The sequence below is a fragment of the Hallella colorans genome (genome assembly GCF_003096815.1).
Taxonomy (GTDB): Bacteria; Bacteroidota; Bacteroidia; order Bacteroidales; family Bacteroidaceae; genus Prevotella; species Prevotella colorans.
Genome location: NZ_QENY01000003.1, coordinates 19,815 through 35,096, shown reverse-complemented (window position 1 = coordinate 35,096; position 15,282 = coordinate 19,815). Strand labels below are relative to the sequence as shown.

The window sequence follows — 15,282 nt, the reverse complement described above, 5'->3', positions numbered from 1 at the left end:
AAAACAGGGCCTTCGGAAAGTGTCGTTACAGAGAGAAAATACAGATGATTTTGGATTCGTGCCCATCTCGCCCGCCGATTTATTTGGGCAACACAACGCGATGAGTATCTAATGGCTGTGCCTTTAGGTCGTAAAGGCAACGCGATGGGTTGTTAATGGGAGCGCGATGAAGGCCTAATCGCCATACGAATAGGTAACAATGGCAAAATGTATGGCATTTTTTTGGATGCAAAAAAATACTATAAAGGTATAAGATGTTGTATTTTAGATTGTTATAAAAAACCCTCATAATTCGCGTATTTGCTGCCAAAGGGGCATTCGTTTGCAAAAACGCGAGTTATGAGCGATACTTTGTCAAAAGTTTTCAAGAGTGCGAGCCGCGCCCAACCGTGGCGCGCGGCCATGAGCTAAACGACGTGGCGCGCACGGATGATGACACCGATGCCCAAGCATGGGTCACTCCAACGGCTCACCAATGAGCGTGGCAGAGGTTGAGCGTGTGACGCGCACACGCACTCGTTGGCCTATGTGGTGACGGCCTCGAGGTATGATGACGGCCTTGTTTTGCGGCGTGCGACCCATGAGCTGGTCATGGCTGCGCTTACCGAAACGCTCAACGAGTATCTCAAACTCTTTACCCTCGTCTTTCTTGTTCTGCTCGGCGCTGATCTCTGTTTGCAGCTTGATAAGCTCGTTCAAGCGTCTCACCTTCTCCTCCTCGGGCACATTGTCTGGCAAATGCTTGGCCGCATATGTGCCCGGCCGCTCGCTATACTTGAACATGAAGGCCGAGTCGAAGCCCACCTCGCGCACCAAACTGAGCGTCTGCTGGTAGTCGTCCTCCGTCTCGTCGTGGTAGCCCACGAAAATATCCGTAGTCAGTCCGCAGTCGGGTATGATGCGCTTGATAGCCGCTACCTTTTCCAAATAGTCTTCTCGTGTGTACTTGCGGTTCATGAGCCTGAGCACCTTGCTGCTCCCACTCTGTGCCGGGAAATGTATATGGTTGCACAGATTTGGCTCATCGGCCACGGCATGGAGTATGTCCTCGGTCATGTCTTCCGGGTTTGAGGTGGTGAAACGCACTCGCATGTCGGGCACCTCGCGCGCCACTTGTCGCAGCAATTGCGCAAAAGACGTGCCGTTGTCCGGTCGCTTGCCATTAGGAAGCAGACCATAACTGTTCACATTTTGTCCCAACAGTGTCACTTCTTTGAACCCCTTGTCGCGCAAGTCGCTGACCTCGCGCAGTATGCTATCCACATCACGACTGCGCTCTCGCCCCCGTGTAAAGGGCACGATGCAGTAATGGCAAAAGTTGTTGCAACCTCGCATGATGCTCACGAAGGCGCTTACTCGGTTGCCACCGATACGCCGAGGCACCACGTCGCGATATGTCTCGGTGGTGGATAGCTGCACGTCGATGGCCGGTTGGCCCACCTCCACAGCCGCTATCATCTCCGGAAGGTTGAGGTAAGCGTCTGGCCCACACACCAAATTGGCGTGGTGGTTCCTCACCAAATCGTCCTTGACACGCTCCGCCATGCAGCCCAACACGCCAAGAATGGGGTGGGGCGCCAATGCGTCGGGTTGGGCGGCCGCATGCTTGCGCTGCTCGGCGTGCAAGGCGTCGAGCCGATGATAAATTTTGTTCTCCGCATTCTCGCGTATAGAGCATGTATTCAAGAAGATGGCGTCTGCCTCTGCCTCGTTGTCAGTGAGAGTGTAACCGGCCATTTGCATCACCGAGGCCACTACCTCCGAGTCGGCCACGTTCATCTGACAGCCGTAAGTTTCGATATATAGTTTCTTTGTCATTATCGTAAAACGTTATGGTGTGCAAAGTTACGAATAATATCATTCTTATTCGCAACCTTGCGCCAAAATAGAATAGTGTGACAGTTTTTTACCTTCAAAATCGTGGGTTATCATCCGCGAATGGTGTGAAAACGTTTGGACACATGCGACCACCCACAATAAAACGCCACACCGACCACCAGTCCAGCCAGCACGTCGATGGCATAATGGGCACGCACATACACCGTGGCAAGGCAAATGAGCATGGCGAAAGGCAGGAGCGTGAAAAACAACTTGCGACTGCCCGTGCGCCAAGCCAACATCATACAAACCACCGAAATACCCACATGCGAGCTGGGGAAGGCGGCCGTGGGCCGTTCGCCCGAATCGTGGGCCATGGTGAGAAGGTTATAGAATATGCCATTTTTATAGCCCGGCGACTGCATCATGTCGAGATGAGTGCGGAAATAATAGCCTAAATTGGGGAATACTCCTTTGGCGATTTGGTCAATCCCGACGGCGTGGTAATAATACATTGGCCCAGTGACGGGAACCAAGTCGTAGATGACATAGAAAGCGAAGAACGAAGCGAGAATGACAAACGAGGCATGCTCGAAATCGTTGTACCGCTTAAAAAAATAATATAAAATGACCGTGGTTATGATGGGAAAATAACTCACGTAGGCCATGTCCATGAGCTCACTGAAAAATAATTGCGGGTAAAGTTGAGCAAAGAGGAGGGCTGGTTGACACCCGAAGACAGCCTGCTCGGCACGAATAAAGACGTGGTCGAGATTGGGAAAAAGGCAATTGAGCAGGTAAGTGTCTGTGTACCACCAGCTCAACAACGCCATCTGCACCGCCACACGGAGCAGGCGAGTGGCCCTGCAGGGAATGAGCCTATAGACCATCCATATACCCACAGTAGTGGCTCCAACACGCATGCGACTCCAAATGGCAGCATCTGGATTTTCAAGACTTGTCCTGCCAAAGAGCACCACGAGCAACGTGAATGCCATGTAGGTGAGCACTACCCACTCTAAAGGCATTAACCCACGAGCGGGTTTCTTCTCCAATATAAAGTATTTTTTTAGCTTCATGCTATGTAAAGGCTGTTATAGCCATTTGTTTTTTTTATACCAAGCCACCGTCTCCTTGACTCCCTTGCTCAAGTCATAATGCGGATGATAGCCCAACTCGTCGCATGCGGGCTCAATGTCGCAACGCCAATTGCGTTGTTTCATTATATTGTACTTGTCGTTGTTCAAAGTCGATACCGTACCAGTCATGCGACCTATCCACTCGCCGCAAGCCGTGACGAGCCTGAGCGCCCATACCGGAACCCTTATCCTGACCCACCAATGGTTGCCGAGCTCCTCGCGCAGATAGTCGCTGAAAGTGCTACTTTGATATACCTTGCCATCGGTAAGGAAATATTTTCGCCCCGACATGCCACGGTCCAGCGCCAAGAAAACGGCCTGGACCACATCCTTGACATACACGAACGTGATATCCTGCCGCTTGTAACCAACACTGAAATCCAAGTGCCTCTTGATGGTTTTGGCCATTAAATAATAATCTTTCTCACGCGGTCCGTACACGCCAGTGGGCCTGAGGATGATATAATTGAAATCGTTGCCTATGCTGTCCAAGAAACGCTCGGCCATCAGTTTGCTCTTGCCATAAGCCGTATTGGGCTTGGGTGTATCATCTTCTTTTATTTCCTGATAAGGCATCTCCTCATGAATGGCTCCATAAACACCGAGCGTACTGATATAGACAAAACGTTTGAGAGGCATGCGAGACCTCAAGATGGCATGCACAAAATTGGTCGTCCCCTCATAGTTTATCTTGAAAAAATCATCGGCATGCAGACATTTGGTGGTTCCGGCGGCATGCACTATATAGTCGAACGCATGCCCATCAAGCTGCCGCGCAAGCATATCTTCCGAGCTAAAGTCAAGCTCCAAGAAGTGGATACGGGTATCTTGCAGATATTGGCGCGAGCTGGTAGAGCGCACGCCAACCCATGTTTCAAAGCCCTGACGCAGCGCTTCTTCCACAATAAAACTGCCAATGAACCCACTGGCACCAGTTATTAATATTTTCATAATTATCAGGTTACAAAGTTAATACAAATCGAATGATTTGCAAAATAATCAAAATGAAATTAGGTTTCCTCAATTATTTTTTGTTAATTTGCATATATAATAACGAGGTTTTGTCAGGCACACTGACAGTGTAGACGCTAATACAGCAGCCGGTTACGATTTGAGGCCTATCAATTTGACGCTTTACGCCAAGAATTGAGGATATCGGTGCCTCCTAAAAAGATTTTGAGACGCAAAGCCAAGCATATTAGCAGATACCCCATTCGACCTAAACCCATGACAATTTTAAATCGACAAACTATGGTAAAAGGAAAAAAAAGCAGTAAGAGATTGTCCAAGAAGCAATTGGCTGCCATGCTCGAAGATTATTTCTCGACGCAACCAGGAAAGACGCTATCGTTCAAAGAGATATTTCGTAGTCTACATCTTTCAACCCACCCCATGAAGATGTTAGCCATTGATATCATGGAGGAGATGGCATGGGACGACTATATCAATAAAGTCTCAGAAAACTCTTACACGCTCAATACCAAAGGGCAGGTACAGGAAGGCAAGTTTATACGCAAGGCCAACGGCAAGAACTCGTTCATACCTGATGGCGACGAGAAACCTATCTTCGTGGCCGAGCGCAACTCGATGTCAGCGCTCACGGGCGACCGTGTGCGCGTATCGTTCAATGCCCGACGGCAGAAACACATCAAGGAGGCGCAGGTGATCGAGATACTCGAACGCGCCAAGGACGTATTCGTGGGCAAACTGACCGTGAGCAAGGATATCGCATTTCTCAATCCTCAAAGTGGGGTTTTCGTGCACGACATACTTATTCCCAAAAACAAGCTCAAGGGAGGCAAGACCAATGACAAGGCTATGGTGAAGATAACGCAATGGCCAGACGAGGATCATCGCAATATCGTGGGTGAGGTGATAGACGTGCTCGGCGCGAGCGGTGACAATGATGTGGAGATGAACACCATCCTCGCTCAATTCGGATTGCCCTACAAATACCCCAAGAAAGTAGAGCGGGCGGCCGAGCAAATCAAGGCGGAGATTACGCCTCAAGACGTGGCCGAACGCGAGGATTTTCGTGAAACGTGGACTTGCACCATAGACCCAGCTGACGCCAAAGACTTTGACGACGCACTGTCCATCAAAAAATTGGACAATGGGCTATGGGAGGTGGGCGTGCATATCGCCGATGTCTCGCACTATGTAAAGGAGGGAAGTGTCATTGACAAAGAAGCCGCTAACCGAGGCACATCGGTTTATCTCGTAGACCGCACTATCCCCATGCTGCCCGAGCGACTGTGCAATTTCATCTGCTCACTACGCCCGGAAGAGGACAAACTCACCTATAGCGCCGTGTTTGACCTTGACGAGGACGCATACGTGCGAAATTTTCGATTGGTGCACGCTATCATTCGCTCCAATAGACGTTATGCCTACGAAGAAGTACAACAAATCTTAGAAGACAACGGTGTGGTGGATGGTACTGGCAAACCAGCTCCAGACCCTAAAAACCGAGGCTACAAAGGCGAAAACGGATGGCAATTGTGCACGCTTGACAGATTGGCCAAGCATCTGCGAGAACGCCGTTTCAAGAACGGATCGGTGAAGTTCGACTCTGAGGAACTGCACTTCGACATTGACCAAGCGGGACATCCAACCCGCGCTTACTATAAGCGCTCTAAAGATGCCAACAAGCTCATTGAGGAGTTCATGCTATTGGCCAATAAGACCGTGGCGGAGACTTTTGGCAAAAAAACAAAAGGCAAAGCTGTCAAAACGCTACCTTATCGCGTGCACGACAACCCCGACCCACAGAAGATGGAAAACCTTCGCGAGTTTATAGCCAAGTTTGGCTACAAGGTGAAAACTGATGGCACCAAAGCCGCCATGGCTCGCAGCATTAACAAACTGATGGACAGTTGCGAAGGCAAGCGAGAGGAAAAGGTCATCCAAAGCGTGGCTCTACGCGCCATGATGAAAGCTAAGTACAGCGTACATAATATTGGGCACTTTGGACTTGCGTTTGATTACTACACGCATTTCACATCGCCCATACGTCGCTATCCAGACACCATGGTGCACCGTTTGCTCACAAGATACCAAGCCGGGGGACGCTCTGCCAACGAGAGGCGATACGAAGAATTGTGCGAGCACTGCTCCGACATGGAACAAATAGCGCAAAACGCCGAACGCGACTCTATCAAATACAAGATGGTGGAGTTTATGGGCGATAAGATAGGCGAATGTTATGACGCGCACATCAGCGGCATTACCAGCTATGGCATTTACGCCGAGATAGACGAAAATCACTGCGAGGGCATGGTGCCCATGCACGATCTGGATGACGACTACTACGACTTCGACGAGAAAAACTTTGTGCTGCGTGGAAGAAGGCATCATCACAAGTACCAACTTGGCGACCCTATTCGCATACAAGTGGCCAGTGCCAATCTGCAAAAAAGGCAGCTCGACTTTGTTATAGCCAAAGAAAAATAGGCCACATGGCAATGCAAAATAAGCCACATGGCAATGCGTGGAGCCACCATAGCCCGTCAAAACCATCGGAATGACACCCTGCAGCGAGCGGCACGACCGCTCTATTTTTGCGCATGCCACCTTTGTTCGTGTTTGGCTCACAAAGAACATGGGGTATATAAAAACACAAATTCCCAACTCTCCTATGCGGAGATGGGGATTTGTGCTAACCTAAAAACTAATCTTTAAAATTACCTTAAATTACTAATAACCTAATTGAATAACCTAAAAATCTAATCTTAAACCTAAAAACTAAAAACCTATATGAAACAATCTACTAACTTTAAACCTATTGAATAAATTGTCGCTGGAACATCTCTTCACAGAGACCTTGTTTCCTTTTGACATTGCAAAGATAGGCCGAAATACGGGATGCCACAAATATTTTAAACCCATAATCCACGAAATAACCCTTTTCTTGACCTAAATCAACGGTTTGTGTACGCACACAATGTATTTTTTGCTTTAATGGCAAAATTGCACTCTCTCTTTTGATAGGGCCTCGACATGAAATGATCGCCACCCAATGTCTACCCAATAGCATCCCTGCCTCCCATTCTACGATTACGGAAAAGAAAACAACAAGCATGCCATGATAAGGACCGAGGTGTGTCGCACAAACACAATCCGCACGGAACATGTCACGAATGTGAAAATCAATGTCAAAAAATTAAGTTGAAAGAGATTTTATTACGCTTATTTGTTGTAATTTTGCAAAATCTTAAAATGGGCTGCGCTTCCACTTGACATTACCATCATTGGCATGCGTACCAACAGCCGACGTTGCAATTTGACAACTCACAACAGAGTACAACATAACATATATTATGCACATACAATATTTAGGCGAGATCATTTCCTTGGGCGTAGCCTTCTCATGGACCATTGCGGCCATGACATGCGAGGTGGCCAGCAAGCGCATAGGTGTCACCGTCACTAATGTGTGGCGCATGGCGTTGGCACTCATATTCTCGCTGCTCATGATGTGGTGGTTTACGGGCGAGGCATGGCCCACGCATGCAAGTGCGACCAGTTGGGCGTGGCTCATGGCCTCGGGCGTGGTGGGATATTTTCTCGGCGACTGGTGTTTGTTCAACAGCTATATCAGCATTGGGTCGCGCTACGGCCAACTCTTTATGACACTTGCGCCCATGTTCACCGCCATCTCGGCTTGGGCCATGCTCGGACAAGTGATGAGCGTGGGCAGTCTGATAGCCATGATGGTGACCATGCTTGGCATAGCCATATCCGTACTGAGCAAGGGTGAGAACAAAGGGCGTTTTCTTTCGCTGCAATTGCCAGTCAAAGGCGTACTCTTTGGCATCGGCGCAGGGTTAGGACAGGGATTGGGATTGGTGCTCAGCAAGATAGGCTTAGACTATTACACGGCCGACATTCCACAAACGATGGTGGCCGATATGGAAAACTATCTGCCCTTCAGCGCCAACCTTATCAGGTGCGTCGCCGGCCTAATTTGCTGGGGAGTGTTTCTCGTAGTGACTGGGCAAGGACAAAAATTACGACAAAGCGCACACGATACCAAGGCACTATGGGCACTGCTCATCGCCGTATTCTCTGGTCCGGTGATTGGCGTGGGCTTCTCGCTCATGGCCGTGCAATACACCGCGGCGGGCATCGCGAGCACGCTGATGGCCACAAGCCCTATCATGATATTGCTTCCAGCCCACTATTTCTTTCATGAGAAAATCACGCTCAAGGGCATTGTCGGAGCCGTTATCTCCGTGGTAGGCGTGTCTCTTTTCTTCTTGATTTGAGGCTATGAAAGGAAAAAATAAAGTTCAAAAACATCAAATACATGTGTTTTATGAACTTATTTCGAAAATTTATTGTTGCTGTTTAACTATGACGCCCAACGCGAAGTTCGCGTTGGGCGTTTGCCGTACTGACCTACAATCCAGAAACTCAACTTATATGTTGAGCTTCCACGTGGCCCCATCCTTGGTATCTTTTATCTCAAAACCTGCCTCGGCGAGAGCGTCGCGGATCTGGTCGCTGGTAGCCCAATCCTTGGCTTGCTTGGCTTGCTGGCGCAACTTGAGCACCATCTCCACCACCTTGCCGTAAGCCTCCTCGCGAGCCTCGTCGCTCTGTCCTTTCTCGTCTCTCAGTCCGAGCAGGTCAAACGCGAATAGACGCATGGCATCGCCCAACTCCTGAAGGTCTGCCGCGGATATATTGGCCTTGTGGTCCACAAGCATGTTCACCATGTGGCAAGCCTCAAATAGGGTGCCGATGACAAGTGGTGTTTGTAAGTCATCGTTCATGGCGTCGTAGAGACGTTGGCGCAAAGCCCCCACGAACTCTGATATTTCAGACGAACTTTCCTTAGCGGCCTGTACACGAGAAAGATCGGCCATGCCGTTCATCAGACGTTCATAGCCTTTTTTAGCGGCCTTGAGCGCATCATTTGAAAAATCTACCGTGCCCCTGTAATGGGCCGACAAAATGAAAAACCTGATGGTCATGGGCGAGTATGCGCTGTCCAACGATGCGTGCGAGCCATTGAAAAACTGTTCCAATGTGATGAAGTTCCCAAGCGATTTACCCATCTTCTGGCCATTGATGGTAATCATGTTGTTGTGCATCCAGTAACGAACCATCTGGTCACCCTGGCTTGCCACGGCCTGCGCTATCTCACATTCGTGATGCGGAAACACCAAGTCCATGCCGCCACCGTGTATGTCGAAGTGGCTGCCCAAATACTTGCGCCCCATCGCAGTGCACTCGCAGTGCCAACCGGGAAAACCCTCGCTCCACTCACTGGGCCATCGCATAATATGCTCGGGCATGGCTTTTTTCCACAGCGCAAAGTCGGCTTGGTTTCTCTTTTCGGCCGTACCGGCCAACTGCCGGCTGTTATTGATGATATCGGTGAGGTTTCTACCGGACAGGATGCCGTACTTATGATCCTTATCATACTTGGCCACGTCAAAATAAATGGAGCCGTTGCTCTCGTAGGCATAGCCATTATCCATAATCTGCTTGACCAGTTGTTCTTGCTCGATGATATGCCCAGTGGCATGCGGCTCGATGCTCGGCGGCAGCACGTTGAGGCCTTCCATGGCCTTGTGGTAACGGTTGGTATAATGCTGGGCTATCTCCATGGGCTCCAATTGCTCCAACCGCGCTTTCTTCTCAATCTTGTCGTCGCCGTCGTCCGCGTCATGCTCGAGATGGCCCACGTCAGTGATATTGCGCACATAGCGCACCTTATAACCCAAATGTTTGAGGTAGCGGAAGAGCACATCGAACGTGATGGCTGGCCGTGCATGGCCGAGATGCGGGTCGCCATAAACCGTAGGACCGCACACATACATGCCCACATGTGGCGCGTGCAGGGGCTTAAAAAGTTCCTTACTGCGTGTAAGCGTATTGTAAATCAATAAATTCTGTTCCATAATCATTAGCGTGTATTACATGCAAAGGTAACTATTTATCGTGAAAAAGATAGTGCAAAAGTATGGTTTTATTTGTTCTTGAGACAAAAAAACAAATAATAGATATGAAAATGAAATAAAAAAAGGAGCGTTTTCTTTCTTACTATTCAATTAATTCGTACATTTGTAAAATGTAAACAATCAATTATCAAACCCTTAAAATATTTTTACTATGAAGGTACATGAGTATCAAGCAAAAGCTTTCTTTGCCGACTATGGTGTCCCTGTGGATCGCAACACCGTGTGCAGTACACCTGACGAGGCCGTGGAAGCTTACAAGAAATTGGGTGTGGATCGTGCCGTGGTCAAGGCTCAAGTGCACACCGGAGGTCGTGGCAAGGCCGGCGGCGTGAAACTTGGCAGCTCCGAGGCCGAAATCAAGAGCCACGCCGAGGCCATACTTGGCATGGACATTAAAGGTTTTACTGTTAACCGCGTGCTGGTGAGCGAGGCCGTAGACATTGACTCGGAGTACTACGTGAGCATCCTCGTAGACCGCAAATCGAAATGCCCGCTTATGATGTTGAGCCGCGAAGGTGGCATGGACATTGAGCAAGTGGCCAAGGAAACGCCAGAGAAAATAGAAAAAATTGTCATCGACCCCGTTATAGGCATGACCGATTTCTTGGCTCGCGAGGCTGCCTTCAAGCTCTTTGACAACATGGCTCAGGTGAAACAAGCCGTGCCATTGTTCAAAAATTTGTACCGTCTTTTTATCGAGAAAGATGCCTCTTTGGCCGAGATCAACCCATTGGTAAAACTCAAGGACGGCACGTTGAAAGCTATTGACGCCAAAATGACGTTTGACGACAACGCACTATTCCGCCATCCTGATGTGGCAGCCCTGTTCGAACCTACCGAGGAGGAGCGCAAGGAGCGCGAAGCCAAGGACAAAGGTTTCAGCTACGTGAACCTCGGAGGAAAGATAGGATGCATGGTGAACGGAGCCGGATTAGCCATGGCCACCATGGACATGATTAAACTTTACGGCGGCGAACCGGCCAATTTCCTTGACATTGGTGGCAGCTCAAATCCAGAGAAGATAGTGGAAGCCATGAAGCTGTTGCTCTCTGACAAGCACGTTAACACGGTTCTAATCAATATATTTGGCGGCATCACCCGTTGCGATGACGTGGCCAAAGGATTGATAGAAGCGTTCAAGATCGTGAAGACAGACATCCCAATCGTCATCCGTCTCACCGGAACGAACGAGGCCGAAGGTCGCAAACTGCTCGAGGGCACACAGTTTAAGGTGGGATCAAGCATGGCAGATGCAGGCCATCGCGCCGTGGAACTGAGTTTAAAGCACAATGCATAATGCGCCATTCATAATGGCCAATCCACATGAAGAAATTATAGCGATTTGATCAATCGTAAATTGTGAGCTGCAAACTCGTGTATTATCAATCATAAATTTTGAATTATAAATCGTGAATTAAAAGATGAGTATTCTAATCAATAAAGACACCAAACTGATCGTTCAGGGCATCACTGGACGAGATGGAAGTTTCCACGCTTCCAAGATGAAAAAGTATGGGACCAATGTAGTGGGTGGAACATCGCCCGGCAAGGCCGGCCAAGAAGTTGACGGCATTCCCGTGTTCAACACCGTGAAAGACGCTGTGGCGGCCACCGGAGCCAACACTTCTATCATCTTCGTACCCGCGGCCTTTGCCAAAGATGCCATGCTTGAAGCCATAGACGGTGGCATCAAACTGCTGATTTGTATCACTGAGGGCGTGCCCACGATAGATGCCGTGGAGGCACAACGCTACGCTCGCATAAAGGGCGTGCAGGTGATTGGCCCTAACTGTCCTGGACTTATCTCGCCAGAAGAGAGCATGGTGGGCATCATGCCTACCAACGTGTTCAAGAAAGGGCACACAGGCGTTATCAGTAGGAGTGGCACACTGACCTACGAGGTAGTTTATAACCTCACACAGGCGGGCCTCGGCCAATCCACGGCGGTGGGCGTCGGTGGCGACCCCGTGGTTGGATTGTACTTCGAGGACTTGCTCAAGATGTTCCAAGACGACCCTGATACCGATTCCATCGCATTGATTGGTGAGATTGGTGGCGACGCCGAGGAGCGCGCCGCAAAATACATCAAGGAGCATGTCACCAAGCCAGTGGCCGTGTTTATTTCAGGCCGTCAGGCTCCTCCGGGCAAGCAGATGGGACACGCCGGAGCCATCATATCGGGCGGTTCCGGCTCTGCAGAGGGCAAGGTTGCCGCATTTGAAGCCGTAGGCGTGCCCGTGGCCAAAGAGACAAGCGAAATTCCGGAGATGCTGAAAAAGGCGTTGGGCAAATGAGCCAACATATAGAAATAGCCACATCTCGGTAATTCTTGCCTTGAAACGACAAGGGAAAACAAGAAAAATATGTATTGACTTGACAAAAATACAAGTGACGAGAAGCCTGACTTTTAACGGTCAGGCTTCTTTTATGAATAGCTTAGCAAACTCCCAAATCACGATGCCTGCAGTGACGCTGACATTCAACGAGTGCTTGGTGCCAAATTGAGGTATTTCCAAGCAGCCGTCGCACATGTCGACAACACTCTGTTTCACCCCCTTCACCTCGTTACCAAAGACCACTGCATGAGGCCGAAAAGCCGAACACTCCAATTTTGATGAGCTTATGCCATTTACGTCATGGCTATCTTCTCTCATGCCAGCCAATTGCGAATTTTGAATATCTTGCAGTTTCGTCGAGCCTTCCACTTGCTCCACACCATACACGAAATAGCCACGATTGCGCAATTCTCGCACCGCGTTCTCCGTATGCTCAAAATACCTCCAATCCACAGAATCCTCGCCGCCGAGCGCCGTTTTGTGTATCTCCGCGTTGGGTGGGGTGGCCGTGATGCCGCACAGATAAACCGCCTCCACACGGAAAGCGTCGCACGAGCGAAACACCGACCCCACGTTGTAAAGGCTTCTTACATCGTCCAATACCACCACCAAAGGCAGTTTTGGGGCCTCCTTAAACTCCTCCACGGTGAGCCTTGACATCTCTATGGTCTTGAGTTTACGCATGTCTATCAGATGTTTTCCTTAGCCATGTATGCCAGCGCGTAGGCTTTCACCTTCTTGACCATAGCCAACAGGCCGTTGCTGCGCGTGGGAGATAGATGCTCGCGCAGTCCGATGCGCTCAATGAAATAGAGGTCGGCATCGATGATTTCCTTCGGCGTATGGCCGCTTACCACCCTGAGCAGCAAGGCAATGATGCCCTTGACGATGAGCGCGTCGCTGTCAGCGGTGAACCAAAGTGCGCCATCTCGGTAGTCGCATTGCAGCCATACACGGCTTTGGCAACCATCTATGAGATTTTGCTCGTTCTTGTACTTCTCCTCCAAGGCCTCAAGGTCGTTTCCAAGGTCAATAAGCATCTGGTATTTGTCCATCCAGTCGTCCAAATCGGCGAAATCATCAACAACCTCGTCTTGTATCTCGTTGATGGAACGAGCGTGAGGCATCTCATGGCTTGAAATATTTTTGCTTGTCATCATTTTTGGTATAATTAATAATGGAAAACTTATAGTCTCATCTTTATGGTGTCACGCTCACGAGCTTGAACAATTTGTCGTTGCGTCTCACCTTGTCTGTCACAGGAATGGAGACGCGAGTACCTTGCTCCGCACGCTCCACCGGTTTGAGGTCGTAACGTATCTCCGTGGCGTCGAGATACATCACGCCAGTGGTGTTGCCGGTGATGAGCAAACGGTCTCCGAGCTTGAAATCGGCGGCCTCCACGGCCACTTCAGCCACGCCAAGCTTGGCAAAATAGTTCACCACCTTGCCCACTTGCACCTTTTTCTCTGTGGCCATGGAGCCATAGCCCCTGTTCCACTCGCCCATGGTCTGCCCGAGATAGTAGCCATCCCAAAAGCCACGGTTGAACACCTTGGACAGCCGCTCGTCCCACTCGGTCTTTCTCTCCTCGGTGAACGAGTCGTCAAGCACAGCCTGTATGGCCTCCTTGTAACACGTCACCACAGTATGAACGTACTCGGGGCCGCGCGCCCTGCCCTCTATCTTGAACACCCTCACGCCAGCGTCCATCATGCGATCCACAAAACGAATGGTCTTCAGGTCTCTCGGACTCATGATATATTTGTTGTCTATCTCAAGCTGGTTGTCGGTCTCATTGTCGGTCACAGTGTACGATCTACGGCATATCTGCGTGCAAGCCCCCCGGTTGGCCGATCGGTTTTGAGCGTGCAAACTGAGGTAACACTTGCCCGATACCGCCATGCACAGCGCGCCATGGCAAAACATCTCTATACGCATCAGTCCGCCCATAGGACCGCAAATGCGCTGCCGCTCTATCTGCTGGTGTATCTTTTTCACTTGATCGAGGTTCAGCTCGCGTGCCAACACGCTCACGTCGGCAAACTGAGCGTAAAACTTCAGAGCCTCGATATTACTGATATTGAGCTGGGTGGAGAGGTGAACCTCCACGCCCACCTCGCGGCAATAGCTCATCACCGCCACGTCTGAGGCAATAATCGCACTTATACCGGCCGACTTGGCAGCGTCTACAATCTCGCGCATCAAATCGATGTCCTCATCGTATATCACGGTGTTCACCGTGAGATATGTCTTGATGTCGCGAGCGTTACAAGCATCAGCTATCTCTCGCAAATCGTTTATGTCAAAATGATTGGCGCTGTGCGACCGCATGTTGAGGCGACCAATGCCAAAATACACAGCGCCAGCGCCCGCCTGCATGGCGGCGGCAAGCGATTCGCGCGAGCCGACAGGAGCCATGATTTCAAAATCCTTAGCGTTTAAATCCATACTGCAAAGTTACGAAAAAGTAAAGAGCTTATGGCCTTAAAATGGAAAAATAACAATGTATAGAGCGCGGCGGCCTTGATGTTTGGTTTGTCATAAGCGCACCAAACGCAATTTTTCTGCATTGCGTTAGGGCACGCCACGCCTTGCTGCAAAATATGAAAAGATGCCAAGACCAAACGTGATATCACCGCTCTACAAACGCATGGATGTATTATAAAAATCATAAAAAAAGAACCGTCAACATTGACCGTTCCATGACAGAATTTCTGATTTTTGGACGGAAAGGCAGGGCAGGAGATCGCATTATTTTCCGGTCGGCGTACCATTAATACTCATTGGCGCACCGTTTAGAACCTAATCGCGCTCAGATTGAACCCCATTCAGGTCACGATTAAACCTTAATTGTCACGTCATTGAGGCCTAATGGCAAGGCGCAACGTAAACAATCAAGACGAAAAAAATATATATAAATCCATAACATGGCTTCTATCAGGCATTTGGCTAAAAGCCTCATTTTTCGCGTATTTGCGGCCAGTGGGGGCCTGGCTTGCGAATATACAATAAATA

At 49.6% G+C, this 15,282-nt stretch carries 12 protein-coding genes; 4 read left to right on the top strand and 8 right to left on the bottom strand.

From position 1 onward, the window contains the following. Nucleotides 1-456: 456 nt before the first annotated feature. From miaB to C7379_RS02010, 3 genes are all read right to left on the bottom strand, one after another. Nucleotides 457-1,818 carry a tRNA (N6-isopentenyl adenosine(37)-C2)-methylthiotransferase MiaB gene (miaB, locus tag C7379_RS02020; protein WP_116615782.1) on the bottom strand — a complete coding sequence of 454 codons (1,362 nt, stop codon included), beginning with the start codon at nucleotides 1,816-1,818 and terminating at the stop codon, nucleotides 457-459. A 110-nt stretch (nucleotides 1,819-1,928) separates the two neighbouring features. Then, nucleotides 1,929-2,897 carry a phosphatase PAP2 family protein gene (locus C7379_RS02015; RefSeq protein ID WP_116615781.1) on the bottom strand — a complete coding sequence of 323 codons (969 nt, stop codon included), beginning with the start codon at nucleotides 2,895-2,897 and terminating at the stop codon, nucleotides 1,929-1,931. Between the two features lie 15 nt (nucleotides 2,898-2,912). Further along, complete coding sequence (locus C7379_RS02010; RefSeq protein ID WP_116615780.1) at nucleotides 2,913-3,908, bottom strand: NAD-dependent epimerase/dehydratase family protein; 996 nt, start codon at nucleotides 3,906-3,908, stop codon at nucleotides 2,913-2,915. A 300-nt stretch (nucleotides 3,909-4,208) separates the two neighbouring features. Between C7379_RS02010 and rnr the strand changes: the two genes are divergently transcribed. Then, nucleotides 4,209-6,410, top strand: a complete 2,202-nt coding sequence (gene rnr / locus C7379_RS02005; protein ID WP_116615779.1) for a ribonuclease R — start codon at nucleotides 4,209-4,211, stop codon at nucleotides 6,408-6,410. Between the two features lie 328 nt (nucleotides 6,411-6,738). Here the strand turns inward: rnr and C7379_RS02000 are convergent, their stop codons facing one another. Further along, the gene (locus C7379_RS02000; protein WP_133241856.1) at nucleotides 6,739-7,089 is read right to left on the bottom strand and encodes a hypothetical protein; all 351 of its coding nucleotides are present in this window, start codon (nucleotides 7,087-7,089) and stop codon (nucleotides 6,739-6,741) included. Nucleotides 7,090-7,282: 193 nt separating this feature from the next. On the opposite strand from C7379_RS02000, the gene C7379_RS01995 reads away from it, so the two are divergent. After that, the gene (locus C7379_RS01995) at nucleotides 7,283-8,224 is read left to right on the top strand and encodes a DMT family transporter (protein WP_116615902.1); all 942 of its coding nucleotides are present in this window, start codon (nucleotides 7,283-7,285) and stop codon (nucleotides 8,222-8,224) included. Nucleotides 8,225-8,377: 153 nt separating this feature from the next. Here the strand turns inward: C7379_RS01995 and cysS are convergent, their stop codons facing one another. After that, on the bottom strand, nucleotides 8,378-9,868 hold the full coding sequence (gene cysS / locus C7379_RS01990; RefSeq protein WP_116615777.1) for a cysteine--tRNA ligase: 1,491 nt from the start codon (nucleotides 9,866-9,868) through the stop codon (nucleotides 8,378-8,380). Between the two features lie 211 nt (nucleotides 9,869-10,079). Here cysS and sucC point away from each other — a divergent pair, with 211 nt between their 5' ends. After that, a complete protein-coding gene (sucC, locus tag C7379_RS01985; protein ID WP_116615776.1) occupies nucleotides 10,080-11,225 on the top strand; it encodes an ADP-forming succinate--CoA ligase subunit beta in 1,146 nt (381 codons plus the stop codon). A 124-nt stretch (nucleotides 11,226-11,349) separates the two neighbouring features. Next, nucleotides 11,350-12,222 (top strand): succinate--CoA ligase subunit alpha, encoded by an 873-nt coding sequence (sucD, locus tag C7379_RS01980; RefSeq protein ID WP_116615775.1) that lies wholly within the window; start codon nucleotides 11,350-11,352, stop codon nucleotides 12,220-12,222. A 120-nt stretch (nucleotides 12,223-12,342) separates the two neighbouring features. Here sucD and C7379_RS01975 read toward each other — a convergent pair whose 3' ends face one another. The 3 genes from C7379_RS01975 to C7379_RS01965 are packed head-to-tail and all read right to left on the bottom strand — an operon-like array spanning nucleotide 12,343 to nucleotide 14,715. Continuing rightward, nucleotides 12,343-12,948, bottom strand: coding sequence for an RNA methyltransferase (locus tag C7379_RS01975; protein ID WP_116615774.1), 606 nt, complete (start codon nucleotides 12,946-12,948; stop codon nucleotides 12,343-12,345). Between the two features lie 5 nt (nucleotides 12,949-12,953). Beyond that, nucleotides 12,954-13,424: a SufE family protein gene (locus C7379_RS01970; RefSeq protein ID WP_243406680.1), complete on the bottom strand. Its 471-nt coding sequence runs from the start codon at nucleotides 13,422-13,424 to the stop codon at nucleotides 12,954-12,956. A gap of 40 nt (nucleotides 13,425-13,464) precedes the next feature. Next, on the bottom strand, nucleotides 13,465-14,715 hold the full coding sequence (locus tag C7379_RS01965; protein ID WP_116615773.1) for a peptidase U32 family protein: 1,251 nt from the start codon (nucleotides 14,713-14,715) through the stop codon (nucleotides 13,465-13,467). Nucleotides 14,716-15,282 lie beyond the last annotated feature (567 nt).